Annotated in this window: 31 protein-coding genes and 3 riboswitches; of the genes, 10 read left to right on the top strand and 21 right to left on the bottom strand. The window is 55.6% G+C overall.

Annotated features, from left to right (window positions below):
* Positions 1-18: 18 nt before the first annotated feature.
* A riboswitch (cobalamin riboswitch) is annotated at positions 19-247 on the top strand.
* A 221-nt stretch (positions 248-468) separates the two neighbouring features.
* The 9 genes from IFJ82_RS09990 to IFJ82_RS09950 all read left to right on the top strand — a co-directional run bounded on the left by IFJ82_RS09990 (position 469) and on the right by IFJ82_RS09950 (position 13046).
* On the top strand, positions 469-2025 hold the full coding sequence (locus tag IFJ82_RS09990) for a carbohydrate porin (protein WP_225578844.1): 1557 nt from the start codon (positions 469-471) through the stop codon (positions 2023-2025).
* 239 nt (positions 2026-2264) lie between these two features.
* Positions 2265-2483: riboswitch (cobalamin riboswitch) on the top strand.
* Positions 2484-2604: 121 nt separating this feature from the next.
* Positions 2605-4695 carry a TonB-dependent receptor plug domain-containing protein gene (locus tag IFJ82_RS09985; RefSeq protein WP_192264366.1) on the top strand — a complete coding sequence of 697 codons (2091 nt, stop codon included), beginning with the start codon at positions 2605-2607 and terminating at the stop codon, positions 4693-4695.
* A 1-nt stretch (position 4696) separates the two neighbouring features.
* Positions 4697-5536 carry an ABC transporter substrate-binding protein gene (locus tag IFJ82_RS09980; protein WP_192264364.1) on the top strand — a complete coding sequence of 280 codons (840 nt, stop codon included), beginning with the start codon at positions 4697-4699 and terminating at the stop codon, positions 5534-5536.
* Between the two features lie 77 nt (positions 5537-5613).
* The gene (locus IFJ82_RS09975; protein WP_239026130.1) at positions 5614-6543 is read left to right on the top strand and encodes a FecCD family ABC transporter permease; all 930 of its coding nucleotides are present in this window, start codon (positions 5614-5616) and stop codon (positions 6541-6543) included.
* A complete protein-coding gene (locus tag IFJ82_RS09970) occupies positions 6540-7298 on the top strand; it encodes an ABC transporter ATP-binding protein (protein WP_075595393.1) in 759 nt (252 codons plus the stop codon). The genes IFJ82_RS09975 and IFJ82_RS09970 overlap by 4 nt, the downstream gene beginning before the upstream one ends.
* A 167-nt stretch (positions 7299-7465) precedes the next feature.
* A riboswitch (cobalamin riboswitch) is annotated at positions 7466-7706 on the top strand.
* 192 nt (positions 7707-7898) lie between these two features.
* The gene (locus IFJ82_RS09965) at positions 7899-8981 is read left to right on the top strand and encodes an aromatic ring-hydroxylating oxygenase subunit alpha (RefSeq protein WP_075595423.1); all 1083 of its coding nucleotides are present in this window, start codon (positions 7899-7901) and stop codon (positions 8979-8981) included.
* A gap of 187 nt (positions 8982-9168) precedes the next feature.
* Positions 9169-9777 carry an acetate uptake transporter gene (locus IFJ82_RS09960; protein WP_003619504.1) on the top strand — a complete coding sequence of 203 codons (609 nt, stop codon included), beginning with the start codon at positions 9169-9171 and terminating at the stop codon, positions 9775-9777.
* A 340-nt stretch (positions 9778-10117) separates the two neighbouring features.
* The gene (locus IFJ82_RS09955; RefSeq protein WP_192264361.1) at positions 10118-11239 is read left to right on the top strand and encodes a metallophosphoesterase; all 1122 of its coding nucleotides are present in this window, start codon (positions 10118-10120) and stop codon (positions 11237-11239) included.
* A gap of 547 nt (positions 11240-11786) precedes the next feature.
* The gene (locus IFJ82_RS09950) at positions 11787-13046 is read left to right on the top strand and encodes a tyrosine-type recombinase/integrase (protein ID WP_192264359.1); all 1260 of its coding nucleotides are present in this window, start codon (positions 11787-11789) and stop codon (positions 13044-13046) included.
* Here the strand turns inward: IFJ82_RS09950 and IFJ82_RS16015 are convergent.
* From IFJ82_RS16015 to IFJ82_RS09850, 20 genes are all read right to left on the bottom strand, one after another.
* Positions 12997-13158: a helix-turn-helix domain-containing protein gene (locus tag IFJ82_RS16015; RefSeq protein WP_408901684.1), complete on the bottom strand. Its 162-nt coding sequence runs from the start codon at positions 13156-13158 to the stop codon at positions 12997-12999. The two genes, IFJ82_RS09950 and IFJ82_RS16015, sit on opposite strands and share 50 nt — an antisense overlap.
* A 55-nt stretch (positions 13159-13213) precedes the next feature.
* Positions 13214-13387 (bottom strand): hypothetical protein, encoded by a 174-nt coding sequence (locus IFJ82_RS09940; RefSeq protein ID WP_192264356.1) that lies wholly within the window; start codon positions 13385-13387, stop codon positions 13214-13216.
* The gene (locus IFJ82_RS09935) at positions 13384-13986 is read right to left on the bottom strand and encodes a hypothetical protein (RefSeq protein WP_192264353.1); all 603 of its coding nucleotides are present in this window, start codon (positions 13984-13986) and stop codon (positions 13384-13386) included. The genes IFJ82_RS09940 and IFJ82_RS09935 overlap by 4 nt, the downstream gene beginning before the upstream one ends.
* Positions 13986-14342, bottom strand: a complete 357-nt coding sequence (locus IFJ82_RS09930; protein WP_225578621.1) for a nucleoside triphosphate pyrophosphohydrolase family protein — start codon at positions 14340-14342, stop codon at positions 13986-13988. The genes IFJ82_RS09935 and IFJ82_RS09930 overlap by 1 nt, the downstream gene beginning before the upstream one ends.
* Positions 14339-15241, bottom strand: a complete 903-nt coding sequence (locus tag IFJ82_RS09925) for an FAD-dependent thymidylate synthase (protein WP_192264351.1) — start codon at positions 15239-15241, stop codon at positions 14339-14341. The genes IFJ82_RS09930 and IFJ82_RS09925 overlap by 4 nt, the downstream gene beginning before the upstream one ends.
* The gene (locus tag IFJ82_RS09920) at positions 15238-15633 is read right to left on the bottom strand and encodes a hypothetical protein (RefSeq protein ID WP_192264333.1); all 396 of its coding nucleotides are present in this window, start codon (positions 15631-15633) and stop codon (positions 15238-15240) included. The genes IFJ82_RS09925 and IFJ82_RS09920 overlap by 4 nt, the downstream gene beginning before the upstream one ends.
* Positions 15630-15815, bottom strand: coding sequence for a hypothetical protein (locus IFJ82_RS09915; protein WP_192264330.1), 186 nt, complete (start codon positions 15813-15815; stop codon positions 15630-15632). Before IFJ82_RS09915 ends, IFJ82_RS09920 begins: the two co-directional genes overlap by 4 nt.
* Positions 15812-16198 carry a hypothetical protein gene (locus IFJ82_RS09910; protein ID WP_192264328.1) on the bottom strand — a complete coding sequence of 129 codons (387 nt, stop codon included), beginning with the start codon at positions 16196-16198 and terminating at the stop codon, positions 15812-15814. Before IFJ82_RS09910 ends, IFJ82_RS09915 begins: the two co-directional genes overlap by 4 nt.
* Complete coding sequence (locus IFJ82_RS09905) at positions 16195-16527, bottom strand: hypothetical protein (protein ID WP_192264325.1); 333 nt, start codon at positions 16525-16527, stop codon at positions 16195-16197. Before IFJ82_RS09905 ends, IFJ82_RS09910 begins: the two co-directional genes overlap by 4 nt.
* Positions 16524-17075 (bottom strand): hypothetical protein, encoded by a 552-nt coding sequence (locus tag IFJ82_RS09900; protein ID WP_192264322.1) that lies wholly within the window; start codon positions 17073-17075, stop codon positions 16524-16526. Before IFJ82_RS09900 ends, IFJ82_RS09905 begins: the two co-directional genes overlap by 4 nt.
* Positions 17062-17277, bottom strand: a complete 216-nt coding sequence (locus tag IFJ82_RS09895; RefSeq protein WP_192264319.1) for a hypothetical protein — start codon at positions 17275-17277, stop codon at positions 17062-17064. Before IFJ82_RS09895 ends, IFJ82_RS09900 begins: the two co-directional genes overlap by 14 nt.
* Positions 17274-17858 carry a 3'-5' exonuclease gene (locus tag IFJ82_RS09890; RefSeq protein WP_192264317.1) on the bottom strand — a complete coding sequence of 195 codons (585 nt, stop codon included), beginning with the start codon at positions 17856-17858 and terminating at the stop codon, positions 17274-17276. The genes IFJ82_RS09895 and IFJ82_RS09890 overlap by 4 nt, the downstream gene beginning before the upstream one ends.
* A complete protein-coding gene (locus IFJ82_RS09885; protein ID WP_192264314.1) occupies positions 17855-18157 on the bottom strand; it encodes a hypothetical protein in 303 nt (100 codons plus the stop codon). Before IFJ82_RS09885 ends, IFJ82_RS09890 begins: the two co-directional genes overlap by 4 nt.
* The gene (locus tag IFJ82_RS09880) at positions 18154-18987 is read right to left on the bottom strand and encodes a recombinase RecT (protein WP_192264311.1); all 834 of its coding nucleotides are present in this window, start codon (positions 18985-18987) and stop codon (positions 18154-18156) included. The genes IFJ82_RS09885 and IFJ82_RS09880 overlap by 4 nt, the downstream gene beginning before the upstream one ends.
* Complete coding sequence (locus IFJ82_RS09875; protein WP_192264308.1) at positions 18984-19448, bottom strand: siphovirus Gp157 family protein; 465 nt, start codon at positions 19446-19448, stop codon at positions 18984-18986. Before IFJ82_RS09875 ends, IFJ82_RS09880 begins: the two co-directional genes overlap by 4 nt.
* The gene (locus IFJ82_RS09870) at positions 19448-19636 is read right to left on the bottom strand and encodes a hypothetical protein (RefSeq protein WP_192264306.1); all 189 of its coding nucleotides are present in this window, start codon (positions 19634-19636) and stop codon (positions 19448-19450) included. Before IFJ82_RS09870 ends, IFJ82_RS09875 begins: the two co-directional genes overlap by 1 nt.
* A complete protein-coding gene (locus tag IFJ82_RS09865) occupies positions 19633-19809 on the bottom strand; it encodes a hypothetical protein (protein ID WP_192264303.1) in 177 nt (58 codons plus the stop codon). The genes IFJ82_RS09870 and IFJ82_RS09865 overlap by 4 nt, the downstream gene beginning before the upstream one ends.
* 76 nt (positions 19810-19885) lie before the next feature.
* A complete protein-coding gene (locus IFJ82_RS09860) occupies positions 19886-20185 on the bottom strand; it encodes a hypothetical protein (protein WP_192264300.1) in 300 nt (99 codons plus the stop codon).
* 79 nt (positions 20186-20264) lie between these two features.
* Positions 20265-21326, bottom strand: coding sequence for a coiled-coil domain-containing protein (locus IFJ82_RS09855; protein ID WP_192264297.1), 1062 nt, complete (start codon positions 21324-21326; stop codon positions 20265-20267).
* A gap of 177 nt (positions 21327-21503) precedes the next feature.
* Positions 21504-22493, bottom strand: a complete 990-nt coding sequence (locus IFJ82_RS09850) for a hypothetical protein (RefSeq protein WP_192264294.1) — start codon at positions 22491-22493, stop codon at positions 21504-21506.
* Between the two features lie 157 nt (positions 22494-22650).
* Here IFJ82_RS09850 and IFJ82_RS09845 point away from each other — a divergent pair, with 157 nt between their 5' ends.
* Positions 22651-22827 (top strand): hypothetical protein, encoded by a 177-nt coding sequence (locus IFJ82_RS09845; RefSeq protein WP_192264292.1) that lies wholly within the window; start codon positions 22651-22653, stop codon positions 22825-22827.
* Positions 22828-22929: 102 nt separating this feature from the next.
* Here IFJ82_RS09845 and IFJ82_RS09840 read toward each other — a convergent pair whose 3' ends face one another.
* On the bottom strand, positions 22930-23391 hold the full coding sequence (locus IFJ82_RS09840; protein ID WP_192264290.1) for a hypothetical protein: 462 nt from the start codon (positions 23389-23391) through the stop codon (positions 22930-22932).
* Between the last annotated feature and the right edge of the window lie 670 nt (positions 23392-24061).

Here is a 24061-nt window from a genome sequence, read left to right as displayed (position 1 = left end):
GGTAGAGAATTTTATAAAGCGGGTTATCAAGTCAACGGTCCCGTGCGAACGGGTGAAAAGGGAATGCTGTGCAACTCCGGCTGGGGAAGTCGCCCCGGGGGTTCAGTCAGCAACTGTCCCCGCAACTGTAGGCGGCGAATGTTACAACCATGCTACCATCTGGTGGCAGCCACTGACCTCGGTTGGGAAGGCGGATGTGACGTGATGACCCGTAAGTCAGGAGACCTGCCGTTGAGTTCAGATTGTCGCCGGGCGGGCTGAGCCGGAGGCGGGTCAAGGTCTCATGTATTTTCTTCTGTAATGCCGTGTCATGGCGATGTGCAGGTCGGTTTCCCGGTCGGGGGCTGGCGGCATCTGGAATTGTTGCTTTTTTTACCAACACTGCCACCTGACAGGCTCCTTTTCATGATCTATTTCCGCTCCCCCTGCGTTTCGCGGCGCAGGGTCCGTGCATTTTTTGTCAATTGCATGCTGGCAAGCAGCGTTGTCGCATATTCACATGCCTATGCTCAGGCCCCCCAGACCCAGATTGAGGAAGACCGCGCCCGGCTGGGCAATTCCACACCATTGGTGGAACAGATTGACCCCGCGACCGTGCGTGATTCACAACGCGCGCAGGCTGATGCGCAGGAAAAGGCTGCCGGGGATGACAGGCTCGACACCAGCGGCAATCTGCTGGGCGATATGTGGGGGGCACGATCATGGTTGTACAGGCATGGTGTCACTTTTGATATTCAGGAGGTTGATGAAGTCTGGGGCAATGGCACAGGCGGCACGCCGTCGTCCAATGATGGTGCGTCAGGTTCGGGCACTGGTCCGGCCTATGACGGTGTGACCATGCCGACGTTAAGCATTGATACTGAAAAGCTGTTTGGCCTGAAGGGCGGATTGTTCAATGTCAGTGCGTTGCAGACACGCGGGCGTTCAATCTCGCAGGATCATCTTGCCAATTTCAATCCCATCAGTGGCTTCGAGGCTGATCGCTCCACCCGCCTGTTTGAATTATGGTACCAGCAATCCTTTTTGAATGGGAAACTGGACATAAAGATCGGGCAGCAGGATCTTGATACTGAATTCCTGATCAGTGATTATGCATCTCTTTACCTGAATTCAAACTTTGGCTGGCCGATGGCGCCTTCGGTCAACCTGTATGGCGGTGGTCCGTCGTGGCCACTATCCTCGCCTGCCGTTCGCGTCCGTTACCGGCCAAGCGAGAAGTTCACCTTCATGTTCGCGGCTGCCGATGATAATCCGCCAGGTAACCGTACCAATTCCTTTGCCATACAGAATGGCGGTAACGGCGCGGATCCGACAAATCAGGTCACTAATGATGGCAGCGGGACACAGTTCAACATGGGCACAGGCGCCCTGCTGATTACTGAATTGCAATACGCACTGAACCCACAGCCGGCTGATATGTCGAATGTAACCAAGGATCCGGGCTTGCCGGGTGTGTACAAGTTGGGTGGGTATTACGATACCGCAAAATTCCCCGATTATCGCTATAACAACATGGGCAAGCCTCTTGGTGGCGCTGATGACAGCACCGGGATCCCGCGCTGGGACCGCGGGGACTGGATGGTCTACGGCATCATTGACCAGATGATCTGGCGTCCGTCACTGACCTCGGCCCGGTCGGTCGGGGTGTTTGTGCGCGCCACGGGCAATGGTGGCGATCGTAATCTGATCAGCTTTGCAATGGATGCAGGCTTCAACCTGAAGGCCCCATTCCGTGGCCGTGCCAATGACACACTCGGGCTGGGCTGGGGGATTGGCCGCGCCAGTTCGGGGGAGCGTCAGTTCGACCGCAATGTGGCACAGACTGGTACTTACAGCCCGGTGCAAGGGAATGAAAATCATCTCGAACTGACCTATCAGGCGCAGGTAACTCCCTGGCTGGTTATGCAGCCGGATTTTCAATATGTATGGCATCCTTCGGGCGGGGTGCGTGATTATGGTGTCTCCTATAACCGTCATGTTGGTAACGAGGCCATTTTCGGCCTGCATGGCAGCATTACATTCTGATTTATGATGATAGATGCTTATATATGAAGATTATAGGAAATTAAGAATCAGGTGCGTGGCATGCCTCAAGCGGCATGGTCTTTTTTAAGTCCATGTCACGACAGGATGTTTCTTGCCATGTCGTGCGACTGCGTCGTGTTCAGGGGATATCCTGAATGCCGGGAAATATAATCCAAAATGATAATGATCGTGACAGGGTATCACAAAATTGAATCCTGCTTGACAAGCATTGTTCATCAGATCAGAACAGGTGCGACGGTTCCTTCTGCCGGAGGGATTAAAAGGGAACGAAGTGCGGAATTACCATCCAATGCTTCGGCTGTCCCCGCAACTGTAAGCGGTATGTCTTTGCATTACCGGATGTAACGGTCCGGGCCACTGAAAACCACGGTTTTCGGGAAGGTTATGCATGATGCCAAGCCGCAAGCCAGGAGACCTGCCGTCCTTAGTGGTTGCGACCGGGAACTGTTGGGCGGGGCGTCCTGGCGGTGTGGTGTTACGGGGTTTCGCGCGGATCGAAACCTGGGGTGGCAGCACGCTCTCGTGGCAACGATGATGTGACCGCGAGACCTGGATTCTATGATATTTTTTCGTAATCTTCTGATTGCCTCGACCATGTTCGTTACAATACGGGGCGGCATCGCGTATGCTGATGATCTGGGCGGGCAGGTAAAACCGCCAGCAACCGGTTATGTCGTGCAGGATAAGAAATCCCGGGTTGTCATTTCACCCGGAGGGGACGGGATTCCAGAACTTATCAGTGTCAGTGCCGCGCGGCGGCCGACTGCCGTTGATGATATCGGCACCAGCATGACCATCATCACCGAAAAACAGATCCAGACACAGCAGCGACGCAGCCTGACGGATATCCTGACGCGCCAGCCGGGCCTGAATGTGGTACAGACGGGTGGCCCTGGGGGGGCGTCCTCTATTTTCATGCGGGGCAATAATGCGAATGAGGTCAAGGTCCGTCTTGATGGCATGGATATCAATGATGGCAGTTCGGCATCAGGCGCGTTTGATGCGGGGCAGTTCGTGACTGATGGTATGGGGCGCATCGAAATCCTGCGTGGTCCGCAAAGCGGCCTTTACGGTGCGGATGCCATGGCGGGCGTGATCGACATCACCACGGCGCAGGGGGAAGGACGATTCAGACCATTCGTCCGTGTCGAAGGGGGCGGATACGGTACTTTCAACCAGACTTTTGGCGCGCGCGGCAGCAAGGGGCGTTTTCATTACAATGTTGAACTTTCCCATTACCGTATGGATGGGTTCAACAATATCCCTGCCTATATTGAACGGTATTACGGCGCCGACCGACAACAGCGACACGAGGGCAACCGCAATGACAACCGGGGGGCCAATATCCGGCTGGGATATGACATTACCCATAATTTTGACCTTGGCCTGACTGCACGCCTTATACAGAATAATAACCATTCCTATTCATTATATGACCTGCAAAGCGAGAACGCTTATGGGGACAGGGGTGTGCGGGAACAGAACAGCCAGAATGAGGCCATCGTGCGAGGAACGGCGCATCTGGTTTCCTTTCATGGCATGTTCGATCAGGTACTTGGCCTTGGATACATGACCAATCGCAACCGCTGGACAGAGGCAGGCACCAGTGATGGTAGCCCCATAAATCCCGATCCTGATTATTACCGTTCCAGCCGGTTGAAAGTGGATTGGCACGGAACATTCAATTTAAAAAAATATGGACAGTTCTTGATCGGGGCGGAACATTTCCACGATACGTTCAATACCAGCCATACCGCCGCCAGCATGTGGGACAGCGGATATAATACATCCGCCAGCATGGATACGACCGCGGGTTATGGACAGTATCAGGGGAATTGGAACCATATCCTGTATGGTGCGGCCAATATTCGTTATGATGCCAACTCACGTTATGGCAACCATGTGACGTGGCGTGTTGCCCCTGCGATCCATGTGCCGGGAACCGGAACCATTATCAAGGCCAGCGCCGGGTCGGGTTTTCATGGCCCATCGCTATATCAGCTATTTGCCAATCAGGTGGGCGCCGGATATTCGGAAAAAGGCAATCCGAACCTGAAAGCCGAGCAGTTGATCGGTTATGATGCGGGGGTGGAGCAGAAATTGCTGCACGATCATCTGAATTTTGGGGCAACATGGTACGACAACAGGGTCAGGAACCTGATCCAGTCTTCCGTATCAGTGGATTCATCGTATAATTATACCTATTCCTATGCCAATGTTGCCAAGGCCCGGATGTATGGTGTGGAAGCTTTCCTGAACTGGAAGGCATTGAATACCCTGGAGTTCAATCTGAGCTATACTTGGACACATGCCCGCGATGCAACGGACGGCGCCGAGCTTCAGCGCCGTCCCCAGCACAAGTTCAATTTCAATACGACATGGACACCAATCCGCGACCTGACATTTTCGGGCAATATCCTGTATACCAGTGCCTGGCGCGATGTGCCGGTCATCGGCGGGGCGACATGCAGCGTTTGCGCCAGGGGGCATGGATATTTCACCATTGATGTGGCTGCCAATTATAAGGTCAATCGCTATGTTTCCGTTTATGCCCGTGCGGATAACCTGTTGAACCGCCAGTTCGAGGACCCGATTGGCTATCTGCAGCCCGGTCGTGCTGGTTATGGTGGTTTCATGCTGAATTATTGACATGAAAAGGATGCTTGCGGGATTTGTCGCCGGGATGCTTGCCTGTGTCCCGATGGCGGCACGGGCGCAGCCTGTGGCGCGTGTGGTGTCGCTCAACCTTTGCACGGACCAGTTGCTGCTGTTATTGGCCGCACCGGGGCAGGTCGTGGGGATTACACCACTGGCGCGCGACTGCTGGAACGCGGTATTGTGCGCGCAGGCCGCGCGCGTGCCAGTGATGCGGCCCACGTCGGAAAATGTCGTGGCCGCCCATCCCGATGTCGTGCTGGGTGGTGTCTATACAGCGACGTTGGCCATGCAGGCTGCACGGGAAAGCGGGGCGAAGGTCATTACCCTGCCACCAGCAAAATCACTGACGGATATCGCCTCACAGATCATGATCGTGGCGAGTGCGATTGGTGTGCCCGAACGTGGGCGTGAACTGGCTGGCGCCTTTGCGCTGCGCCTTGCCTCCTTTCCATCAGGACGGTCTGCCACCGATCCCACGGCTGCGGTCTATGCCGCCAACGGGTTCGTGACCCATGCGGGTTCGTTGCCTGATGATGTCCTTGCCCATGCGGGCCTGCGTAATTATGCAACCGTCATGGGGCATGAAGGGTCTTCACGCTTTCCTATGGAGGTGCTGATCGCGCATCCGCCCGACCTGCTGGTCCTCGACCGTTCGGGACGGGGGCGTTCCCTTGCACAATCAATGCTTGACCATCCTGCACTGCGGCAGGCCTTTGCCGGTGCGCATCACCTCGACCTGCCAGCGCGCCTGTGGTTATGTGGCCTGCCACAGACACTGGATGCAGTGGCGATGCTGCGTGCTGCCCGCGGTCATCTTGGAATCCCACAGTGAAACAGTTCGGGCATGGAACCCTGTTGCTCAATACGCTGCTGCTGCTTGGGGTGGTGGGCCTGTTCGGGGCGTCGTTGATGTGGGGGGAAACCAGCATCATGTTTTCGCATGCACTGGCGGACCTGATGGCGGGGCGACATACGGCCGGTGCGATCATCGTGGCGCAACTGCGTCTGCCGCGCACCCTGTTGGCCATTATGGTGGGTGGCACACTGGGCCTGTCGGGTGCGGTCCTGCAGGGATATCTGCGAAACCCGCTGGCGGACCCCGGTATTCTGGGCGTATCGGGTGGGGCGGCACTTGGTGCGGTATGCGTGTTTTATACCGGCCTCATGCAGCTTTCCATCGCGGCCCTGCCGCTTGGTGGCCTGACGGGGGCCCTGTGCGCGGCTGCCGTGCTGATGGGGGTGGTGGGGCGTGGCGGGACACTGGTGCTTTTACTGGCGGGGGCGGCACTTAGCAGTTTTACCGCCGCGCTGACGGCGCTGGTGCTGAACCTTGTCCCCAGTCCGTATGCATCCTTTGAAATCATGCATTGGCTTATGGGGTCACTGACTGACCGGACCTTTACCCATGTCTGGATCTGCCTGCCCGGTGTGGTGTGTGGCACGCTGTTTATGCTGTCCTGCGCACGTGCGCTCGATGCGCTGGCGCTGGGTACGGATGTGGCGGAAAGCCTTGGGTTCCGGCTTCATGCGCCATGGGGGATACAGACGCGCGTCGTGCTTGGCCCGGCTCTTGCCGTTGGGGCGTGTGTGGCGGTTTCCGGTGCGATTGGCTTTGTGGGGTTGGTGGTGCCGCATCTGTTGCGCCCGTTGACGGGGCACCAGCCTTCACGCCTGCTTGTGCCGTCCTTTCTGGGTGGCGGACTGTTGCTCCTGGTGGCGGATATGGTTGTGCGCCTGGCGGCAAGCGGGCCTGAACTACAGCTTGGCGTATTGACGGCATTGGTTGGTGCGCCGGTTTTTTTCGCCCGTGTCATCATCCTTAAAAGGAGCAGCCCATGAGCTTGCTTCATGCGTGCGGCGTCTCGCTCAGACGGGGGGAACGTGCTGTCGTTTCCGCCGCTGCCCTTACCCTGGAACGGGGGCGGGTTGTGGGCCTGATCGGACCGAACGGGGCGGGGAAAAGCACGTTCATGCGTATGCTTGCGGGGTTACAGGCCCCCGATTGTGGGAAGATCCAGCTTCTTGGGCGTGACATGGGGCAGATCCCCCCCGCAATGAGGGCAAGGCAACTGGCCTTTATCCCGCAAGATGGGGGAATGCCGCCGCCGATGCCCGTCCGTAATCTGGTGGCACTTGGGCGCCTGCCACATGGACAGGCCAACATGCATGCGATAGGGCATCCTGCGGTGCAACGTGCGCTGGAGGCAACAGGCCTGCTGGACCTGTCTGCCCGTCCGGCCAGTCATCTTTCGGGTGGAGAGCGGGCGCGTATGAACCTCGCGCGTGCGCTGGCGACCGATACGCCTGTTGTTGTGGCGGATGAACCGATTGCTGCCCTTGACCCTGCCCATGCCCTGTCCATGATGCAGCTTTTCCGTGAACAGGCCGCACAAGGTAAGGGGATTGTCGTTGTGTTGCATGATCTGGTGCTGGCAACGCGGTTTTGCGATGAACTTGTGCTGATGGATGATGGCTCCATCATTCGACATGGCCCTGCAACACAGGTGCTGGATGATGATATCATGCATGCAGTGTACGGGGTAACGGTCAGGCGGATCGGGGATGCTGTCATTCCGTGGGAACTCTGTCGATAAGGCATCTTGATGTAATCCGGGCTGTTTTTTTACGAATCCGTTATTTCCCCGGATTATTGTTTGCAAAAACCTTTCCGGACATTTGCGGGGCTGGGACTGATCTGCGAATGCATTTCGAAAAAATCTTCAGGATATCTTGCATCTGGCGGAAAAATGCAGGCACTATCAACTTCTATCAAGTCGATGGTCCCGTGCGAGCGGGCTAACAGGGAACGCCGTCATGCTCCGGCCGGGTCATAAGCCCGGGAGCCAAGTCGGAGGCTGCTCCCGCAACTGTAGGCGGTATGTCGCCGGTTCATTTACCCCCATGGGGTAGGTCACTGTTTCCACGATCAAGGGAATGGGAAGGCAGGAACCGGCAGGCCATGATCCGTGAGCCAGGAGACCTGCCATCGTCATTTGCCAAGCCGTCGGACGGGATGTGCCGAAGGCGGGAGAAGCCTATGCCCATCAGGCAGGAAGCCACGTGCCATGGCGATATGGCAGGTAACGCATCCACGCGTTGCAGTTTTATGAAAATCACACGAAAAATAACGTCTTTTCTGACTGCGCCGCCCCAGGTCCCGTGTGGCCGATATTGTGGGAGGCATTGAAGCGAGTATGGCACGGATTATATCGGACATAACCGCGCCGGTGCGGATGCCGCGTCTGCCCCATGATATCCGGCGTGTGCGGAGTAACCCTGATTTCTGGTATCCCGTTGCCTGGTCGCGTGAACTGCGTCGGGGCAGGGCGATCGGGGTACGTTATGCAGGGCAGCCGATTGTCGTGGTCAGGCCAGAGGCCGGTGCGATCTTTGCGCTTGATGATGTCTGTCCCCATCGTCAGGTTCCTCTGAGCAAAGGAGATGTATGTGGGGATTTTGTGCGCTGTGCATATCATGGGCTGAAATATAGCCGACGTGGACAGTGTTTTTCACCGGATATGAAAATCGAAGATGATCTGCCCCGACTGCGCACATGGGCCTGTCAGGAAAAGGACGGGCTGATTTTTGTTTTCATGGGGCCGATGGAAAAGTCCGACAGTGTGCCTCTGCCGGATATTCCACGTGTGCGCGATCCACATTATCGTACGCGTCATTTTGGAAAAATTGTGAAATGCCATTACAGTTTCATGCATGAAAACCTGATGGACATGAACCATCAGGTCCTGCACAGTCGTCTGGTCGGAAGTATGAAACCCCGGTTCCTGGGCATGGAACGTGGTCATGATTTTGTGGAGGCGCGCTATACCTTTGCGCGTATGGCCGGCAAGCAACCCCTGAGTGAAGCCCTGATTTATGGGCAGCGTCGGAAAGAAGGGCGCAATTTCGCCTATCGCGATGTCATGACCATCCGTACACAATATCCATATCAGGCATTGCGGATCGAGACGCAGGGCGTTGAGGAACCGGTCATGGACCTGTGGATTGCGTATGTGCCGCAGGATCGCGAGGAACAAACCAACCGTGTCTTTGGACTATTGTCCATACGCCGGTTGAAGGTTCCGTTCATACTGGATCTGGCATGGCCGTTGCTGGTTGCCTTTACGGAACGTGTCTTTGCTGAGGATCGCGAAATTGTCGAACTTGAACAGCGGGCATGGCAGGAGCAGGGCGGTGATCGGAATCAGGAAGTTTTTCCGGTTATCATGGCCTTGCGCCAACTGCTTGTCCAAAATGGGATAAGTGCGCAAACAGCCTGAAATCAGGAACCAGGGTCTGGTGCAGCTTTTCCCCCAGGACTTCAGGGGGGCTGCCATTTGAAAGGCGCGCGTCCGCCAGACCCTTTGCAGGGTTTTATGAATGGGTTATTTCCTGACGTTCTCTAAGATAGATTTTAATATGCCGGGTCGGGCTGATCGTGACATGTTTTGTCATGATTTATCCGCCATGGAATGGAATTGCGGCATGACCCATAATTCGGCAAAAGCAGATCCTGCCCCGTTGGGGTTGATGGGGTTTGGCATGACCACTGTCCTGCTCAACCTGCATAATTCAGGCATCGTTCCCATGGGGGGAGCTATTCTCGCAATGGGATTGGTGTTCGGCGGGGCGACGCAATTTGTCGCCGGCCTGCTGGAATACGGAAACAGAAATACATTTGGCATGACGGCCTTCATGTCTTATGGCGCTTTCTGGCTATCCCTCGTTGTGTTGCTGTTCTTGCCGCACTGGGGATTGGTGGCACCCTCATCACCTGCCTTGATGGGCAGCTACCTGCTGATGTGGGGCCTGTTTACTGCCATTATGACGATTGGTACGCTGCGTGCCTCGCGCATGCATCAGGTGGTGTTTTCCAGCCTGACAGTATTGTTTCTGCTGCTCGGCCTTGCCGAAATCCTTGAGCAGCCCATGTTGACGGTTATTGCCGGATATGAAGGATTATTTTGCGGGTTCAGCGCCATTTATCTGGCGGCAGTGGAATTGCTCGCAGCACAACCGGGGCACGTCGCAGCTCCTGTTGCAGTTATGGTGCCGCCTGCCGAGGTTGCAGCCTGATATTGCGGTTCCGCAAACCTGTTATGGGGGAAGGCAGCACATGCCCGATGATGCCCCATGACTGAATATAACCGCCCTTCGGGGCGGTTTTTTTTTTTTGGATATGCCGCTATATCAAGGGGCTGACGGTTACGCGTATATATGTGCTTGATCGCGCGTATCCTGCGGCGCCATAGGCATAAAAACGCGCAAATGCCCGGGGATAAGTTCTCCTGAAACGGCCAAGCCTATGGCATAATGTATAATTCTGGCACCCCGCAGGTATTTTGCGCATATGCGTGGCCCGTATGCAGGGGGCGAAACACGTTCCCTATGTCCCAATGCAAGGATATGGATTGTAATGCGCCTTGTTGTTTTTGGTTTGCCCCTGCTGATCGTGATCCTGAACTGGCTGTGGCCGTTGCCTCTATCTTTTGGGGTGAAAATGCTTGCGGCTGCATTGGTGGTCGTGGCGGCACTTTATCACTACTGGTCCCGGCTTTCCTCGGGCTCAGTCTTTGCACCGGAATTTCCCCGTCCTTTTGTTATTCTGTTCAATTGGGCCTTCGGGGCGCTTCTCTTCCTTACGCTATTGCAGGTCGTGCTTGATTTTGGTGCGCTGGCTGTTGCGTTGGTAACATGGCAGCCGGTTTATATTCCTGTCGGTGCGCGGGCGGCGGTGGGGGGAATTGCCGGCGGGCTTGCTGCGATTGGTGTGGCCAATGCGATAAGGGTGCCACCGGTCAGGGACGTGACTGTCACCATTCCCGGCCTCTCGCCCTTGTTTGACGGATATCGGCTGCTTCAGTTGACCGACATGCATATCAGTCGGCTGTTTCCTGCAAGTTGGGCTGCATCGGTTGTGGAGCGCGCCAATGCGACCGGTGCGGACATGATTGTCGTGACCGGAGATTTCATTGATGGATCGGTCGCCATGCGCTGTGCTGATGTGGCGCCGCTTGCACGACTTCATGCGCCGGATGGCGTTCTGGCAATACCGGGCAACCATGAATATTTCTTCGATTATGATGACTGGATGCACCACCTGTCGGAATTGGGGTTTCATATGCTGCTTAACCGGCATGTGGTTATCACAAGGGAAGGGGCCGAACTGGTATGCGCTGGTGTGACTGACCGCTCGGCACCAGGGCATGGGCAGGCTGGCCCGGATCTGGTTGCTGCCCTTGCAGGTTCTCCCGCTGGTGCGCCGGTTGTGCTGCTTGATCACCAACCTGGTGATGCACATACCGCTTCCAAGCTGGGCGTTGCCCTTCAACTGTCGGGGCATACGCATGGCGGGATGATTTTCGGCCTTGATCGCCTTGTTGCACGTGGGAATAGCGGTTTTGTGTCCGGGCGTTATGATCTGGGTGGTATGACGCTGTATGTCAGTAATGGTACCGGATTGTGGCCGGGATTTGCGCTGCGGCTTGGCAGGCCATCTGAAATCACCCTTTTCCATCTGCGGGCGGATAATGCGTAAATCTCTTTGATATGATGGGGATGGTGTTCTGCTCGTTGTAAAGGCGCATCGGGAGGGCGAAGGGATCATGCTGTGCCGGATGTATTTGGACGGCCCTGACAGTCGGATCACCAGCGCCGCAAGCGCATTCCCCGCAGATCATCCAGAGTGATGATGGCAGGCCGCTGCCCTTTTTCGAGAGGCTGAAAAGCCCCTCAGCATTGGAGAGCTTGTAAAATCCGTCTTTTGGCTTTGCACGCGCGGATTGCAGTATCCGTCAGCATGGATATCCCCATCGTATCTGTCCTTCGGCGTCTTTCCATGCCATCGCATGTCAGATCAGAAGGCGATAAAACGGCAGACATCCCGAGGGATCGTTAACTGCTGTCACTGTATGTCAGGGGAAATTGGCGGAGGGGATGTCCGCCGTACTATCGTTCATAATTATCCGCCATCATTCAAAATCCGCCGTTTCTCGTCACATATCAGTGCTCCTATTATTCGCCATGGTCCCTATTTGTTCGCTGGCAACCAGATGCTAATTTGGGGCTGATTTGGGGGCCAGACCATGAGCAAATTGACAGCAATAGCCGTAAAATCCATGACCAGACCGGGGCGATACGCTGACGGGAACGGTCTGTATCTTCACGTGCGATCAGCCGACAGGAAAAATTGGGTACTGAGGTTCATGCTGATGGGTCGAAGTCGGGATATGGGTCTGGGGTCATATCCGGATATCTCTCTGGCTGCTGCACGGGTAAAAGCCCTTGAGGCCAAGGGGCTAATTCGTGAGGGAATAGACCCAATTGAGGCGCGGCGCGTCAACCAATCGCCTGAGCCTCAATCGGCGAAAACATTCCGGTATGCCGCCAAGGCGCTAATCGAGGACAAACGACCCGGATGGAGAAATGAAAAACATATCGCCCAATGGGTCAGCACCCTAGAACGATTCGCATATCCGACCATAGGAGATATACCCGTTCAGGATGTGACGATTGATCACGTTTTGCGCATTTTGCGTCCGATCTGGCACCAGATTCCAGAAACGGCATCGCGGCTACGGGGGCGCATTGAGAACGTAATGGATTCTGCATATGCACGTGGATGGTGCACACAAGAAAACCCGGCCCGGTGGAAGGGGCGTATTTCCACGATCCTGCCGTCTCAGTCCAGCATACGGAACGTAGAACATTATCCGTCTCTACCGTGGAAAAGAATACCTGATTTTCTGACCGAACTTTCCAAGCGGGAGGGAATGGGGAGATGGGCCCTCCTGTTCGCCATCCTTACAGCAGCCAGGTCAGGCGAGGTGAGAGGGGCGACATGGGCAGAAATGAACCTACATTCGCGCGTCTGGACCATTCCCGGCGCCCGGATGAAGGCGAAGCGCCCACATCGTGTCCCGCTTTCGTCGCACGCTATGGCAGTTTTAGGAATGATGGTCCCGTGCCAAAATGGGCCAGATTCATGCGTATTTCCGGGACGTAGAGGGAAGCCTATTTCATTAATGGCTATGACCATGATGTTACGAAGAATGAACGGCATGGGCACAGATGATGTGATCCACTGGAAGGATGACATTACTGGTGAACCCATCGTTCCGCACGGTTTCCGATCGACATTTAGGGATTGGGCCGCCGAGCAGACCAACTATCCGAGGGAGATGGCGGAAGCGGCCTTGGCTCACGAGAAGGACAATAAAGTAGAGGCCGCCTATGCCCGCAGCGATTTGCTGGAGCGTAGGCGGCCCATGATGCAGGAGTGGGGAAACTGGTGCTTTAGTCGGATGCTCGGTGACTGTCCGGCTGATGATAAGGAAGGGAGTTGATGTAGCTTTCCAAACTGTCAACCATGATCAGCGTCCGGCGCCCGCATTTCCGTGCTTTGATCTTCCCTTGGCTCAGAAGCCCATAAAGCGTTGTGCGTCCGATGCCGCTCATTCTTACGGCATCTTGGATTGATGCGGAAATAGGAGACGTAGTCCGGTTCATTATTTCACCCATGCCCGACCTCACGCACACTCCCGCTCTGGACCAGCCTGCGCCACGTATCGGCCTGAGCGACGACGATTTCTCCGTTACGACGGATAAACACACGCCCTAGGCCTTCCGAAATCAGTTCGAGGGGTTCTGTCAGTCCACCGGGATAATGGAGGATGTGAGTTGTCATGCCGCCTCCCGCCGCGTGATCTCGGTAGTGATGGCGGGAATGACTGACGTCATTACGAGGGATTTCCCATTGAACTGGTCCCCGGATGCGCTCTGGCCCACATATGTGTCTGCCATGAAGATCCGGTTCAATATCGGAACCTTCCAGCCTTCTACTGCCCTGTGATCGCACAACAGGTAAGCCACACGATTCCTCACATATGATTCAACCTCCCTTGCGGGAACATCATTCACGCACCAATCCTCTAGAAAATCCACGGCCTTGCGCAGATCGGTAATTGCATCCTGTCCAGATCCCTTTCGGTCGCACCGATAGACATATTGCCAGGCTTGCGCCATATCGCCAGACAGATAGCGCGTCACATCCCATGCTTGGAATTGCCCGGCCCTATAGTGTTCTCCGCGTGCGTCAGTGGCGTTTTCTGTGCGTTGAGTTCCGTAGATACTGTCGAAACCCTTTAGCCATTCGGTTCCTGGAAACTGAGGAGGGTCACTCAAGAGCACAACGCGCTTCAGATCCTCCGGAACCGCCCTCAGCGCCCCACGCTCAGCCGCCCGGCGTCCGCGCTGGTAGGGGGTATGGGTGGGGTGTTCGGTCATCAGTATTTCTTCCCCCCAACCTTCGCGCGGTTTTCGCGCAAGTGGTCCGCACGGGTGCGGTTGTAAGACAATTTCTCGGCCATCGCTCCTGCTACGTCGAGGTTCAGGCCGGCCGCCATATCGAGAGTGCGAATTACGGCGTCAGCCAATTCAACCTCAATCATAGGACGATGCGGCAAGTGGTCATCCATCAGCCCTTTGCGGTCGCCCTCCATCGCCTCAGATATTTCCGATACGATCAGCATGAGAAGCTCCCCATGATTGCGCGGCTTGTCCCACCATCCTGCTTCACAGTTTTGCTGATGAATAGCCTTCTGGATAGCAGCGATTGCGGATGTGTCGATTGTTGGGCTCACTGGTATTTCTCCATCAGGGCGCGGTTCTGGACCCAGCCCCGGAAATTGCGTTGGTCGGTTTCGTCGTGGAAACCGGGGACATAGGGTGACGCAGAATGCTCGAAAGGGCTGGCGTGGAACGGACGGGAGCGCGTCAGACGTTCGCCAAGGGCAACATCCTCATCCAGTGACGACTTTCGGCCATCGTGGGTCAGATAGGACGTGCGCGCACACCGGGCGGCCGACACGATACGCAGGTTTCCAGTTGGGTCCATGTGGCCCTGATGCGCGCGGATTTCGTCAGGGGAGACGAACGGCAAATGCCACTGGCCCAAATCAAGATGCTGCACTGGCGCGGCCAGCATCGCCATCTTCATCGCCTGCGCCAATGCACGGATTTCCGGCTGGGCGTCCGCATGATCGCGCAGGGCGAAGAAATTATCCCATTCCGTTGCCGTCACCACCACGTTGATGTGGGCGAACGGTTCAAGGATGCGATTGACGATCTGCTTGTGTGCGCCGATATTTGCCAGCGCCTTGGCGTGTTCGATCATGTCGCGAAAGGCAATGCCCCAGCGGTCTTTCGCCGCCTGAAGCGCAGTGCCGGCCAGTTCCTGCTTGGCCTGCATTCCCGCCTGGTTGGCGCCCCAGAATGAGGGCGCAACGGGATCGCGCTCAATATCCGCGATCATTCGCAGGACAGGCACAGCCCGGCTGCTGGAGGCACTGCGCGAAAGATCGTCGCAATACATCAGCCCATCGGCAATGGCCTCATAAAACAGGCATTCCGGCTGGGTCTCGATTATGCGGTGCGTCAATTCCTCCGCATGGATAAATCGCGGATACCGTAGAAGCAGCGTGTCGATGCGCTTCCCCGTATCGTCAACGCTGGCGAGGATGGATGTGGCTGTGATGGTCATCCCTGCGCCTCCCGTGCCGCGTCGATGGCGGCACGGGCTGCTTGCTCAGCCTCATTCCGATTAGGAAATTCGTAAATTTCCCCATCCTCATCTTGGTATGCGAAGAAAATACGAATGTCTGCGGCCTCAGAGGCTTCCACAATTTCAAAAGGCTTTGTCTCACAAAGCATATCAGCCAGATCAGCATGGCCGCTTTCAGGATCATCGACCATATAGAACCATGTATGCCGCTTAGCGATCTCCGCCCGAACGCGCTGTTCTGCCCGGCGTTCAGCTTCGAGGATGTGGCGTTCTAGCCATTTCTCAAGAATGGAAACGGAATAATCTGGCCTACACACAGGCTTTTCGAGCCCATCGACCAGTTCTGAAATCTGCTCCTCTCTCGTCCTCATGATGCTTTCCTCATATCAGCCAGTGAGCGGGTTAGATCCATTGAGGCACGTTTACATGCACCGGTAGCGGGCGTTCCATTCCATGCGTATTGGTTTGTTTTAAAGTCCGTCAGGGCTTTTTCTGCCCGGTCAATGAAGCGCTTGGCCTCTGAAATGGCATCCTTGATTTTATCGGGTGTCATGACGCGTCCCCCAGGTTGCGGATTGCAGAGGCGCAGTCCATCGCCCCATTAGACGCACCCTGCGCCATCATATCCGCGTGTTTCTTCCACTTTTTCCATTCTTCATCTTCAATGCCGTCACATACGATCGCACACCGCTCTCGTTCTGCCGCGAGCAATGCGGACACCTGCGCAGGCGTATAAACCGCGCCAACGTATCTATACCGTTCAGGCGAAGTATTCAGGCTTCGGACCTGTTCGCCACCGCCCCATTCCCTGCCGTTCCAATGCGTCAATGCTGTTTGACCGCCGCATATCCCCTCCATGACATGCCATCCCTCCCGGTCAGGGAACATCGGCGCGCCGGGTCGGTTGGGGTTGGGCCAGTTTGTGGTAGTGGTCATTCCCCATCCCCCGGCAGGACTTCGCGGACGTGGATTGTGTGCCCTATCGTGCGCGCCAAGCTTTCCCGTGCATCATCTTCTGATTTATATACGTAATAACTGTCGTCGTGAGGATATCTATTAATCCAAAACTCCCGCGCCACAGGGACTTCGCGGGCGTTCATAAGGTCGAACGTATTAACAATAAACCCCCTGTCGCTTTCGGGTCGGCTGATAAATGCCTGCGTCCCTAGAGTTCCATGCACAAGGCACTCTTCTCCGCTGAACAAATACGGCCCCTCATGCTCCGGTGTATACGGGCCGATGATTTCGAGTTTGGTTTTGGTCATGCGGCTGATCCTTCCTTGTGAGCTTCCCATTCATCTAGCGCGCTTTCGCGTACAGCCTCTTCATTAGACAGGAGAGAAAGACAGATATGAGCCAACTGGTGGATAGACTTGGCATCCTCTGTCTGTTCCAATTTGTGGGCCACGTGATCCAACTTGTGGAGGATGGGCCACAGGATCATTTTTAAGTAGGCAACCTGCGCTTCCATGTCGGTGCGGCGGACGAGGGGGATTCCGCCTTCCCATTCCTTGTGGATTGAAACTGCGTGGCATCCGGGAGCCTTGATATCGACAAAGGAGGTTTCCCGGCCCCATCCTACGGTCTTCACATCCTCGCGCGGCGGAATGGGGGTGCCGATGGCAAGAATGGCTTTTTCAAAAGCGTCTGCTACAGGGGTTCCCGCAAACATCATTTCGGCAACAACCGTTTCCCGCTGCGCCGCACTCAGCGGCAACCGCACCATCACAAACTGTTCTTCGTTCTGCATAATCACTTCGTCCAAATCAACCTGTCGCGCATCGTGGATAAGTTCGTTTTCAGAACTGGACATAATCAGCCCCTATCACGCGTGTAACGGCATCCTGGGGGCTTTCGCCCTGATCCCATGCCAGTCGCAACGCCTCAGTTTGCGGGTCATTCAGTCCATGCGCGCCCTCACGCTCCGCAAGGGCCGTTGCCTGAAGCAGCCAGATGGGCTGGCGCGCGTCGGGTATTTCAACGGGTTCAGCGGCATCGCTGGTGAAGATCATCATGAGGCTGCGCCATTACGGATATGGAAAAAGATGCGGGCGCAGGCGCGAACATCAACCAGGGCATCATGTGCGCCGATCAATTCTTCACCGAAGAAATGACGATAACATTCCGACAGTGAAGGCGCCTTGGGTTTGTCGATACCAGCCGCACGCATCCGTTCGGTGGGAGGAAGATTGACCAGAGGGGCCGCTTTTTCCATCGTGCATACGCGACCGGACGGCAGATGCCATTTCCGTTCTGCGCGGGCATACATGGTGCTGACGATCTGCAAATCGAATTTGATATTATGGGCCACCAGAAGGTTCGCCCGCTGTGTCAAATCATAGAAGGCAGCCGCCGCCACAACCTCACGAATGCCGCACATTTCGGCAAGCGTGGTGGTGATGCCATGCACATCGGCTGCACCCTGCGGTATCGTCCATCCTTCTGGACGGATCATTACATTCATGCTGGCGCGTTCGACGCCACTGCTTTCCATCAGTATCGCGGCAAGCTGCACGCAGCGGGGCTGCGCTTCATGGGACGATGTCAGACGGTAATTCGGAATGCCCGTCGTTTCCGTATCAAAGAAAAGGATCATTTCGAATCACCAAACAATATTTCTGACTTGATTTTGTGATCCAGCTTTGCAAACCGATCACGTTCCCAAGCAATCCAATCAGGATTGATATGTGCGCTTTTGATGCTGCCACGCAGGATCATGCCATTCAGGGTAGCGAGTGACATATTTCTTAGGGCTTTTGCATGAATTAAGCGTCTATAATAAAAAAACCATAAATCATCATCCAGAAACGCCATAAGAGCGGCGAATACATCGGTCAAAACATTCCCTTGAATGAACTTGCGAGGTGGCCGTGACCGCTCCTTTTTCCAACTCATGCCGGAACCTCAACCGCATCAACCCGTGATTGCTCTTCTGCGATCTGGTTTTCGCGTTCCTGCATGTGCGACATCCGCTCACTAATCATGGCCTGAATGCACTCAACCATATCTGGACTGATGGGGCGTCCGGCCTCTTTGGCTTTTTCGACGGTGCTTTTCCATTTCTTCCACTGGAAATCGACGCTTTCGATATCCGTGCATTGCGCCAGGCGTGCATCGAACATCGCCACGTAATCGGTAGGGCGCCGCTCCTGCGTGGTGGGGCGCTGGGGCTCGGGGGTGATGTCAATCGCAGATGTGTCACGCGCAGGCACATCATTAAATTCATCAGGTGAATAAACCCCCAGCATCACTTCAGGTGTATGCCGTCGCGCCCATACGCGGGCCGCGTGATAGGTCAGCATCTGATCGGGGGTTTTCTTCCACCACACGTTATCGGTAGCGGCACTTGCCAGCGTGACTTCAACGGTTCTGGGCTGGCTCTCGCCACGGATCTTTCCCGAGCATTCTACCTTGCGGGACTGCCCTTCTCCAGAGAACGTGTAGTGAAAGCGCCCCTCTAAAACGCCACTGGTCTGGATGGCGGCGGCGACCAGCTTCCCTTCGAAGCACATCTTCCCGCGCACCACGGCAGAAGCCTGAGCCACAGCAAACGGCGACATCTGCCAACGCATGGCCTGTTCAATGACCATCAGACAGTCGCCAGGGCTGCCCTGAAGATGCTGCGGAACCATTTTGGCAGAGGACATGGCCTTTGCCAGGCTCATCGCCCCCTGCATGCCATCAATGGCAAATCCAGTGCTCTGGGTTATCGTGATCGCATTCATGCCACTTTGCCTTTCTTGCCACGGATCACCAGAGACATTCCGCCCCCGTTGCTCAACGTGGCTCCGTTAATATGCGCACCTGTTTTCAGGGCTTTTATCAGTGCCGACCGGTTCAGTTTGTCGGGCTGCGGTTCGAACAGTTCGGGATGCCCGGCGCGCAGGGCGGCGTCGTCAGTTATAATCGGCTGGCGTGCCTTTCGAGACAGTCCGGCTTCATAGTTCTCGCTCTCAAACCAGAGCGTGCCATTCTCCTGCATCTCGTCCTCTTCGGCATCCCTCAGTATTCCGCGTGAAGTTTTCAGTGATTTTTCCAATGCCTCCATGGCCTCGATCAGTTCGATGGCTTCGGCATCTACATCTGCACCCGGTGCCCGCGCAGCCAGCAGCCGAGAAGTAAAGCGCGTCAGATCGTCTTTGATGCGTTCAGCATAGACCTTATTGATAATGGACAGGATATCCATCACATCCTCCCTGCGGGGATCTGCGACCCATCCGGGCAGAACCAAACCCCATACGGCGGCACAGCGGTCGCATACTGCGTGCGAGGCGCGTCAGCGCGGGCAATCAATGCCCGATCATCGCCATTCGCCCATGCGAGGCGGCGCAGGATAAGGTCGTGGGCAATGGGGTTATATTCGGGACGGGTCATGCTGCGTCCACCTTCTTTTTCTTACTCTTGCGGCTACGCTTCTTGCGTTTTGACGCAGTCGCATGAGATTCATCTTCCTCGAAGGTGCGGGGATATCCGCAAGGATCGCCAATATATTCCCCAGTCATGCAGTCAAGCGTGCCATCAAGCATCATGTCAGCGATTTCGCCCATCACAGCCCCTTCCGACCGGCATGGTTTTGCATCACGCGCCGGTTGATCCGCACGCGCTGGTGGGTTGTGAGCAGGATCATGCCGCGCACTCCAAACGCTCGGACCGGCGCATGTCCGCGCGGTCGAATGCTGATGCGGACTGCCGATCGCGAATGCGCTGCTCCACGATTCCATCAAAATCGCGGATCATTTTCTTGACGGTATCAAGATCATCTTCAATCGCGTTCAGGCTGTCCAATATAGTGCCGTCGCTCAACTTGAACTCAGTGACCTGTGCCATGGTGACCTCAAGCAGCGTCTTCATCGCATGCAGCTTGTCGGCATAGTCCCAATCATCTTGGGTCATATTCTGGTCAATCCAGTTTTTGTCAGGCATTTTTCAATCCCCTATCGCAAATATTCGGCCAACTCGGCCATTTCACCGGCCCTCTCAAGGGCCGATGCGTATGGTCGTGTCAGTAGGACAGCGTGACGTTTGGGACTTTCCCTTGCACGATTGCGGTGATTACGGCCTTCCCCTGATCATCGGATAGTCCCAGAGCGGTCAGGGCGCGCAGCGCATCACCATTGACTTTAGCCTTGTGGGCACGATCGCTTGCCCGGCGCTCTGCTTCCTGTTGTTCGCGTCGCTTTTCGTCTTCAGCGCGCTTCCTCTCGGCAGCGATAGCGGCCTGCTTGTCCTCTTCTGCTTTCTTTTCCGCAGCCTTGCGCTGCTCTTCGGCCAGCTTATCCGCCTCAATTTTCTGCCGTTCGGCGCGCTGGTACCGCTCAATCGCTGCCTGCCGTTCACGCTCAACCCGGTCCTGCTCAATCTTCGCCCGGCGCTCTACCTCTATACGGGCCGCTTCCGCAGCTTGCCGCGCTATCTCTTCCTCACGGACCTTGCGTTCTTCTTCTTGCCTGACGCGCTCTTTCTCGACTTCTATCGCTGCAATGCGATCAGCATTTTCCTGAGCTTCACGACGCGCCTTGGCGGCAACGGCATGTGCGTTCAGATTTCTTTCCGCATCTCCATAAGCTTGTGCGCCGCGCGCCGCGAATTCCTGCCAGTCCCGGCCACTGAACGCCGCCAAAGCATCCAGACGCTGAAGCACAAGTTCCTCATTTGGTTCAGCATCAAAGCGTGCCAGGTATTCAATCTCACGAATGGCAGACTGATGCGCTTCGACGCGTTCCTTTTCCCGTGCATCATATTCATCGACAGGAGCACGCACTTCATCGCGCAATGCATTCAAACGATCACGGATAACCCGGCGATCCTCGTTTACGCGATCAACAATGGCCTTTGCCTCGGCCTGAACCTCTTTACCCATATCATCCAGAGCCGTCTTTGACCGGGCAACCTTATGGGCAATGGACTTGATTTCTTTCCGGCCCTTTTCAGTGGTTGGGTCAACCACCATTGCACGCACATCGCGCTCTAATTTGCTAATAATGTCCTCAACGCTGCCCTTTTGGAAAACAACTTGAGGGGTTAAGGTCTGTATTACTTCAAGAGCATTTACAGTTTCGCTCATAATAATCTCCACGTCATGCCGAAAGCATCCATACTTCCGGGACCGCAATCCCGGTGGCCCGGATACGTCAGGGCATTGCAACAATGGTGAATGCGTAAAACGACGTGCCCAAAAACATCGCGATCAGAAGCGCCATGCCCACGAAGCGGGTCAGGTGATTGTCGGGTAGGGGAGGAATCATACCTTCACCACCTTCCCATCTTTGATGGTGTAGAGAGTTCCCGCCTCAATACCGTCCTCACCTTCGTAAAGATGGACGAAACGATTTCTGGTTCCATCATGCCAGGTGAGGGTTGCCGCACCGCCTTTCCCGAGACTGACGGAACAATTGAGGCCAGAAAATACAATGGTAGCGTTCTCGCCAGTGCATTCGGCCCGCGCGCCGTAGCCCGAGAACGCAGCCCGCGCGCCGTAGCCCGAGAACCCGGCCCGTGCGTCGTCGCCCGAGAACCCGGCCCGTGCGTCGTCGCCCGAGAACCCGGCCTGTGCGCCGTAGCCCGAGAACCCGGCCTGTGCGTCGTCGCCCGAGAACCCGGCCTGTGCGCCGTTGCCCGAGAACGCAGCCCGTGCGCCGTTGCCCGAGAACGCAGCCCGTGCGCCGTTGCCCGAGAACGCAGCCCGCGCGCCGTAGCCCGAGAACCCGGCCCGTGCGTCGTCGCCCGAGAACCCGGCCTGTGCGCCGTAGCCCGAGAACCCGGCCTGTGCGTCGTCGCCCGAGAACCCGGCCTGTGCGCCGTTGCCCGAGAACCCGGCCTGTGCGCCGTTGCCCGAGAACGCAGCCCGTGCGCCGTTGCCCGAGAACCCGGCCTGTGCGCCGTAGCCCGAGAACCCGACCCGTGCGTAGTTGCCCGAGAACCCGGCCTGTGCGCCGTCGTCAACCTCAATGCCCTCAACGGCGGAAATGATCGAACGAACATCGCTTTCGATAAAATCGGAATTGATGTTCTTTACATCAAATGCCCTATTTGCCAGCCAACGAGCATCGCTGTAGCGCTTATCAGCATACAGGCCGGTCATTACTTCGCCATAAGTGCCGCCCTGCGGAAACTTATCGCGGAACCAGTCGCGACCATCTGCGCACGCACCCCATTCGCGGATCTTGAGCAGGGTAATCTGTGCGGGGTTATTTTCGGGAGCAGTCTCCTGCTCGACCTGTGTGTGGGTCACTTCCCATCTCCGTGTTGGTGATGGGGTCAATGTCTCCCAAAGAGACGTATCGCGTCAAGAGAAAATGTCTCGCAAAGAGACAAAATATCACCCATGCAAAAAACGCCTTCGCGAATCGGCACGAACATAATAGGAACACAAAGGAAGGAGATTCGCTATGGCCGCTGAAACTGTCCTGATCCAGACATATAGTCGCCAGCCGATGCCGTGGGGCGAATGCGTATGGCCCGACCGGCCCCGTGTGTGCGGGGGCGAGACAGAAGGCTATGATGCGATTTTTCAGGTGAAGGCCGGGCTATCCGCCGCAGTAGGCGCGCACGTGTTTTGCGCCTGAGGGGCAGTGACGGCTAAAGCTATGCGCAAACGCTGGAAGAAGTGGGCGAGCGGACTGTGGTGAATGCTGGATAAAGAAAACCCCGCCGTAGCGGGGAAAAGCTTATGCTGCCAATGAAACTAGTTTTCGAGGCAATCCATTATTTATATCAATAATATCAGTCGCGGAGCTTCTTAAAAGAGAAAGATCGTCTGATCTCCATGCTTCATGGTTCTCAATGACTATTCCTAAGAAATTTGGCGGGGTTTCGCTATTTTTTATGTCGGACATTTTGGTGAATGCAGGACATATTGATGCAGAAAACGGTGTAACGACATCGAATATAGCACTTCTATCATCCTTGAGAAAGACCATCGCCGATAAGGTATGGGACTTGCTTCTACCAGGAATGATAGGAGAGAAACATACTTTTTTAGGATCAAACACTGATCTAAGATTTTCTCGTAGCTTTTCTTCAATAATTTCTGATCGGCCATGATGCTCGGTACTGGACATTTTCATAACCCATGCCTGAACCGCATTAGCAACCAGAAGGATACTTCCTATAAGCTGTTCGTTCGACACGTTATGGATATGCCACTCACCATTTTCATAACTAACCCCCATAGACTTTACTATCAGGTCTGCTCGTCTAGCTGCGCTTCGTGGGGTTGGGTTTAAAAAATGATCTCGCAGGATACTCCACCCATCGCCGCAATCACTTACGGTCCACGACGACGATCCGGCTCGGCGAACGTGAACTTTCACTCCCTGACCGTCAGGATATAGGCAGTGAGTGTATATCCAAGCTCCACTCTCGGCATAATCAGCCTCAGCGAACACTGGCGAAAGCAGCTCTCGAAGGGATATAGTTCTCTGTGTCATAACCCCAAAGTCGCCTGATATTCTGGAACGGGAATGTTCCCGGATATATTCGTAACGCGCAAAAAGTACGAAATTGCAGCGTCTACATCCATTAAATTTTCCGGAATTCTTCGGGCTATCTCTTGGTTTGGGTCATGAGGATAGACACGATTGTCCTCCCACGCATAACGTCTACTCACGGCACGAGGGAGATGAATGCGATGTGTTTCAACAGGTGCCCAGGCGGGTGCTTTATTTGTATGAGTGCCGTGCGGCAGAAACCACATACGTTCCAATGGTATCTTTTCGGCCGTCATCACTAGAGCCATCCATCTCATTGGTCCCGAGCATGCGATACGGCCGCGTAGGATTAACCCATCAGACGTATCGT

Source organism: Novacetimonas hansenii (genome assembly GCF_014843995.1).
Taxonomy (GTDB): domain Bacteria; phylum Pseudomonadota; class Alphaproteobacteria; order Acetobacterales; family Acetobacteraceae; genus Novacetimonas; species Novacetimonas hansenii.
The sequence above is the reverse complement of the archived record's forward strand: the minus strand, read 5'-3'. Positions and strand labels throughout refer to the sequence as shown.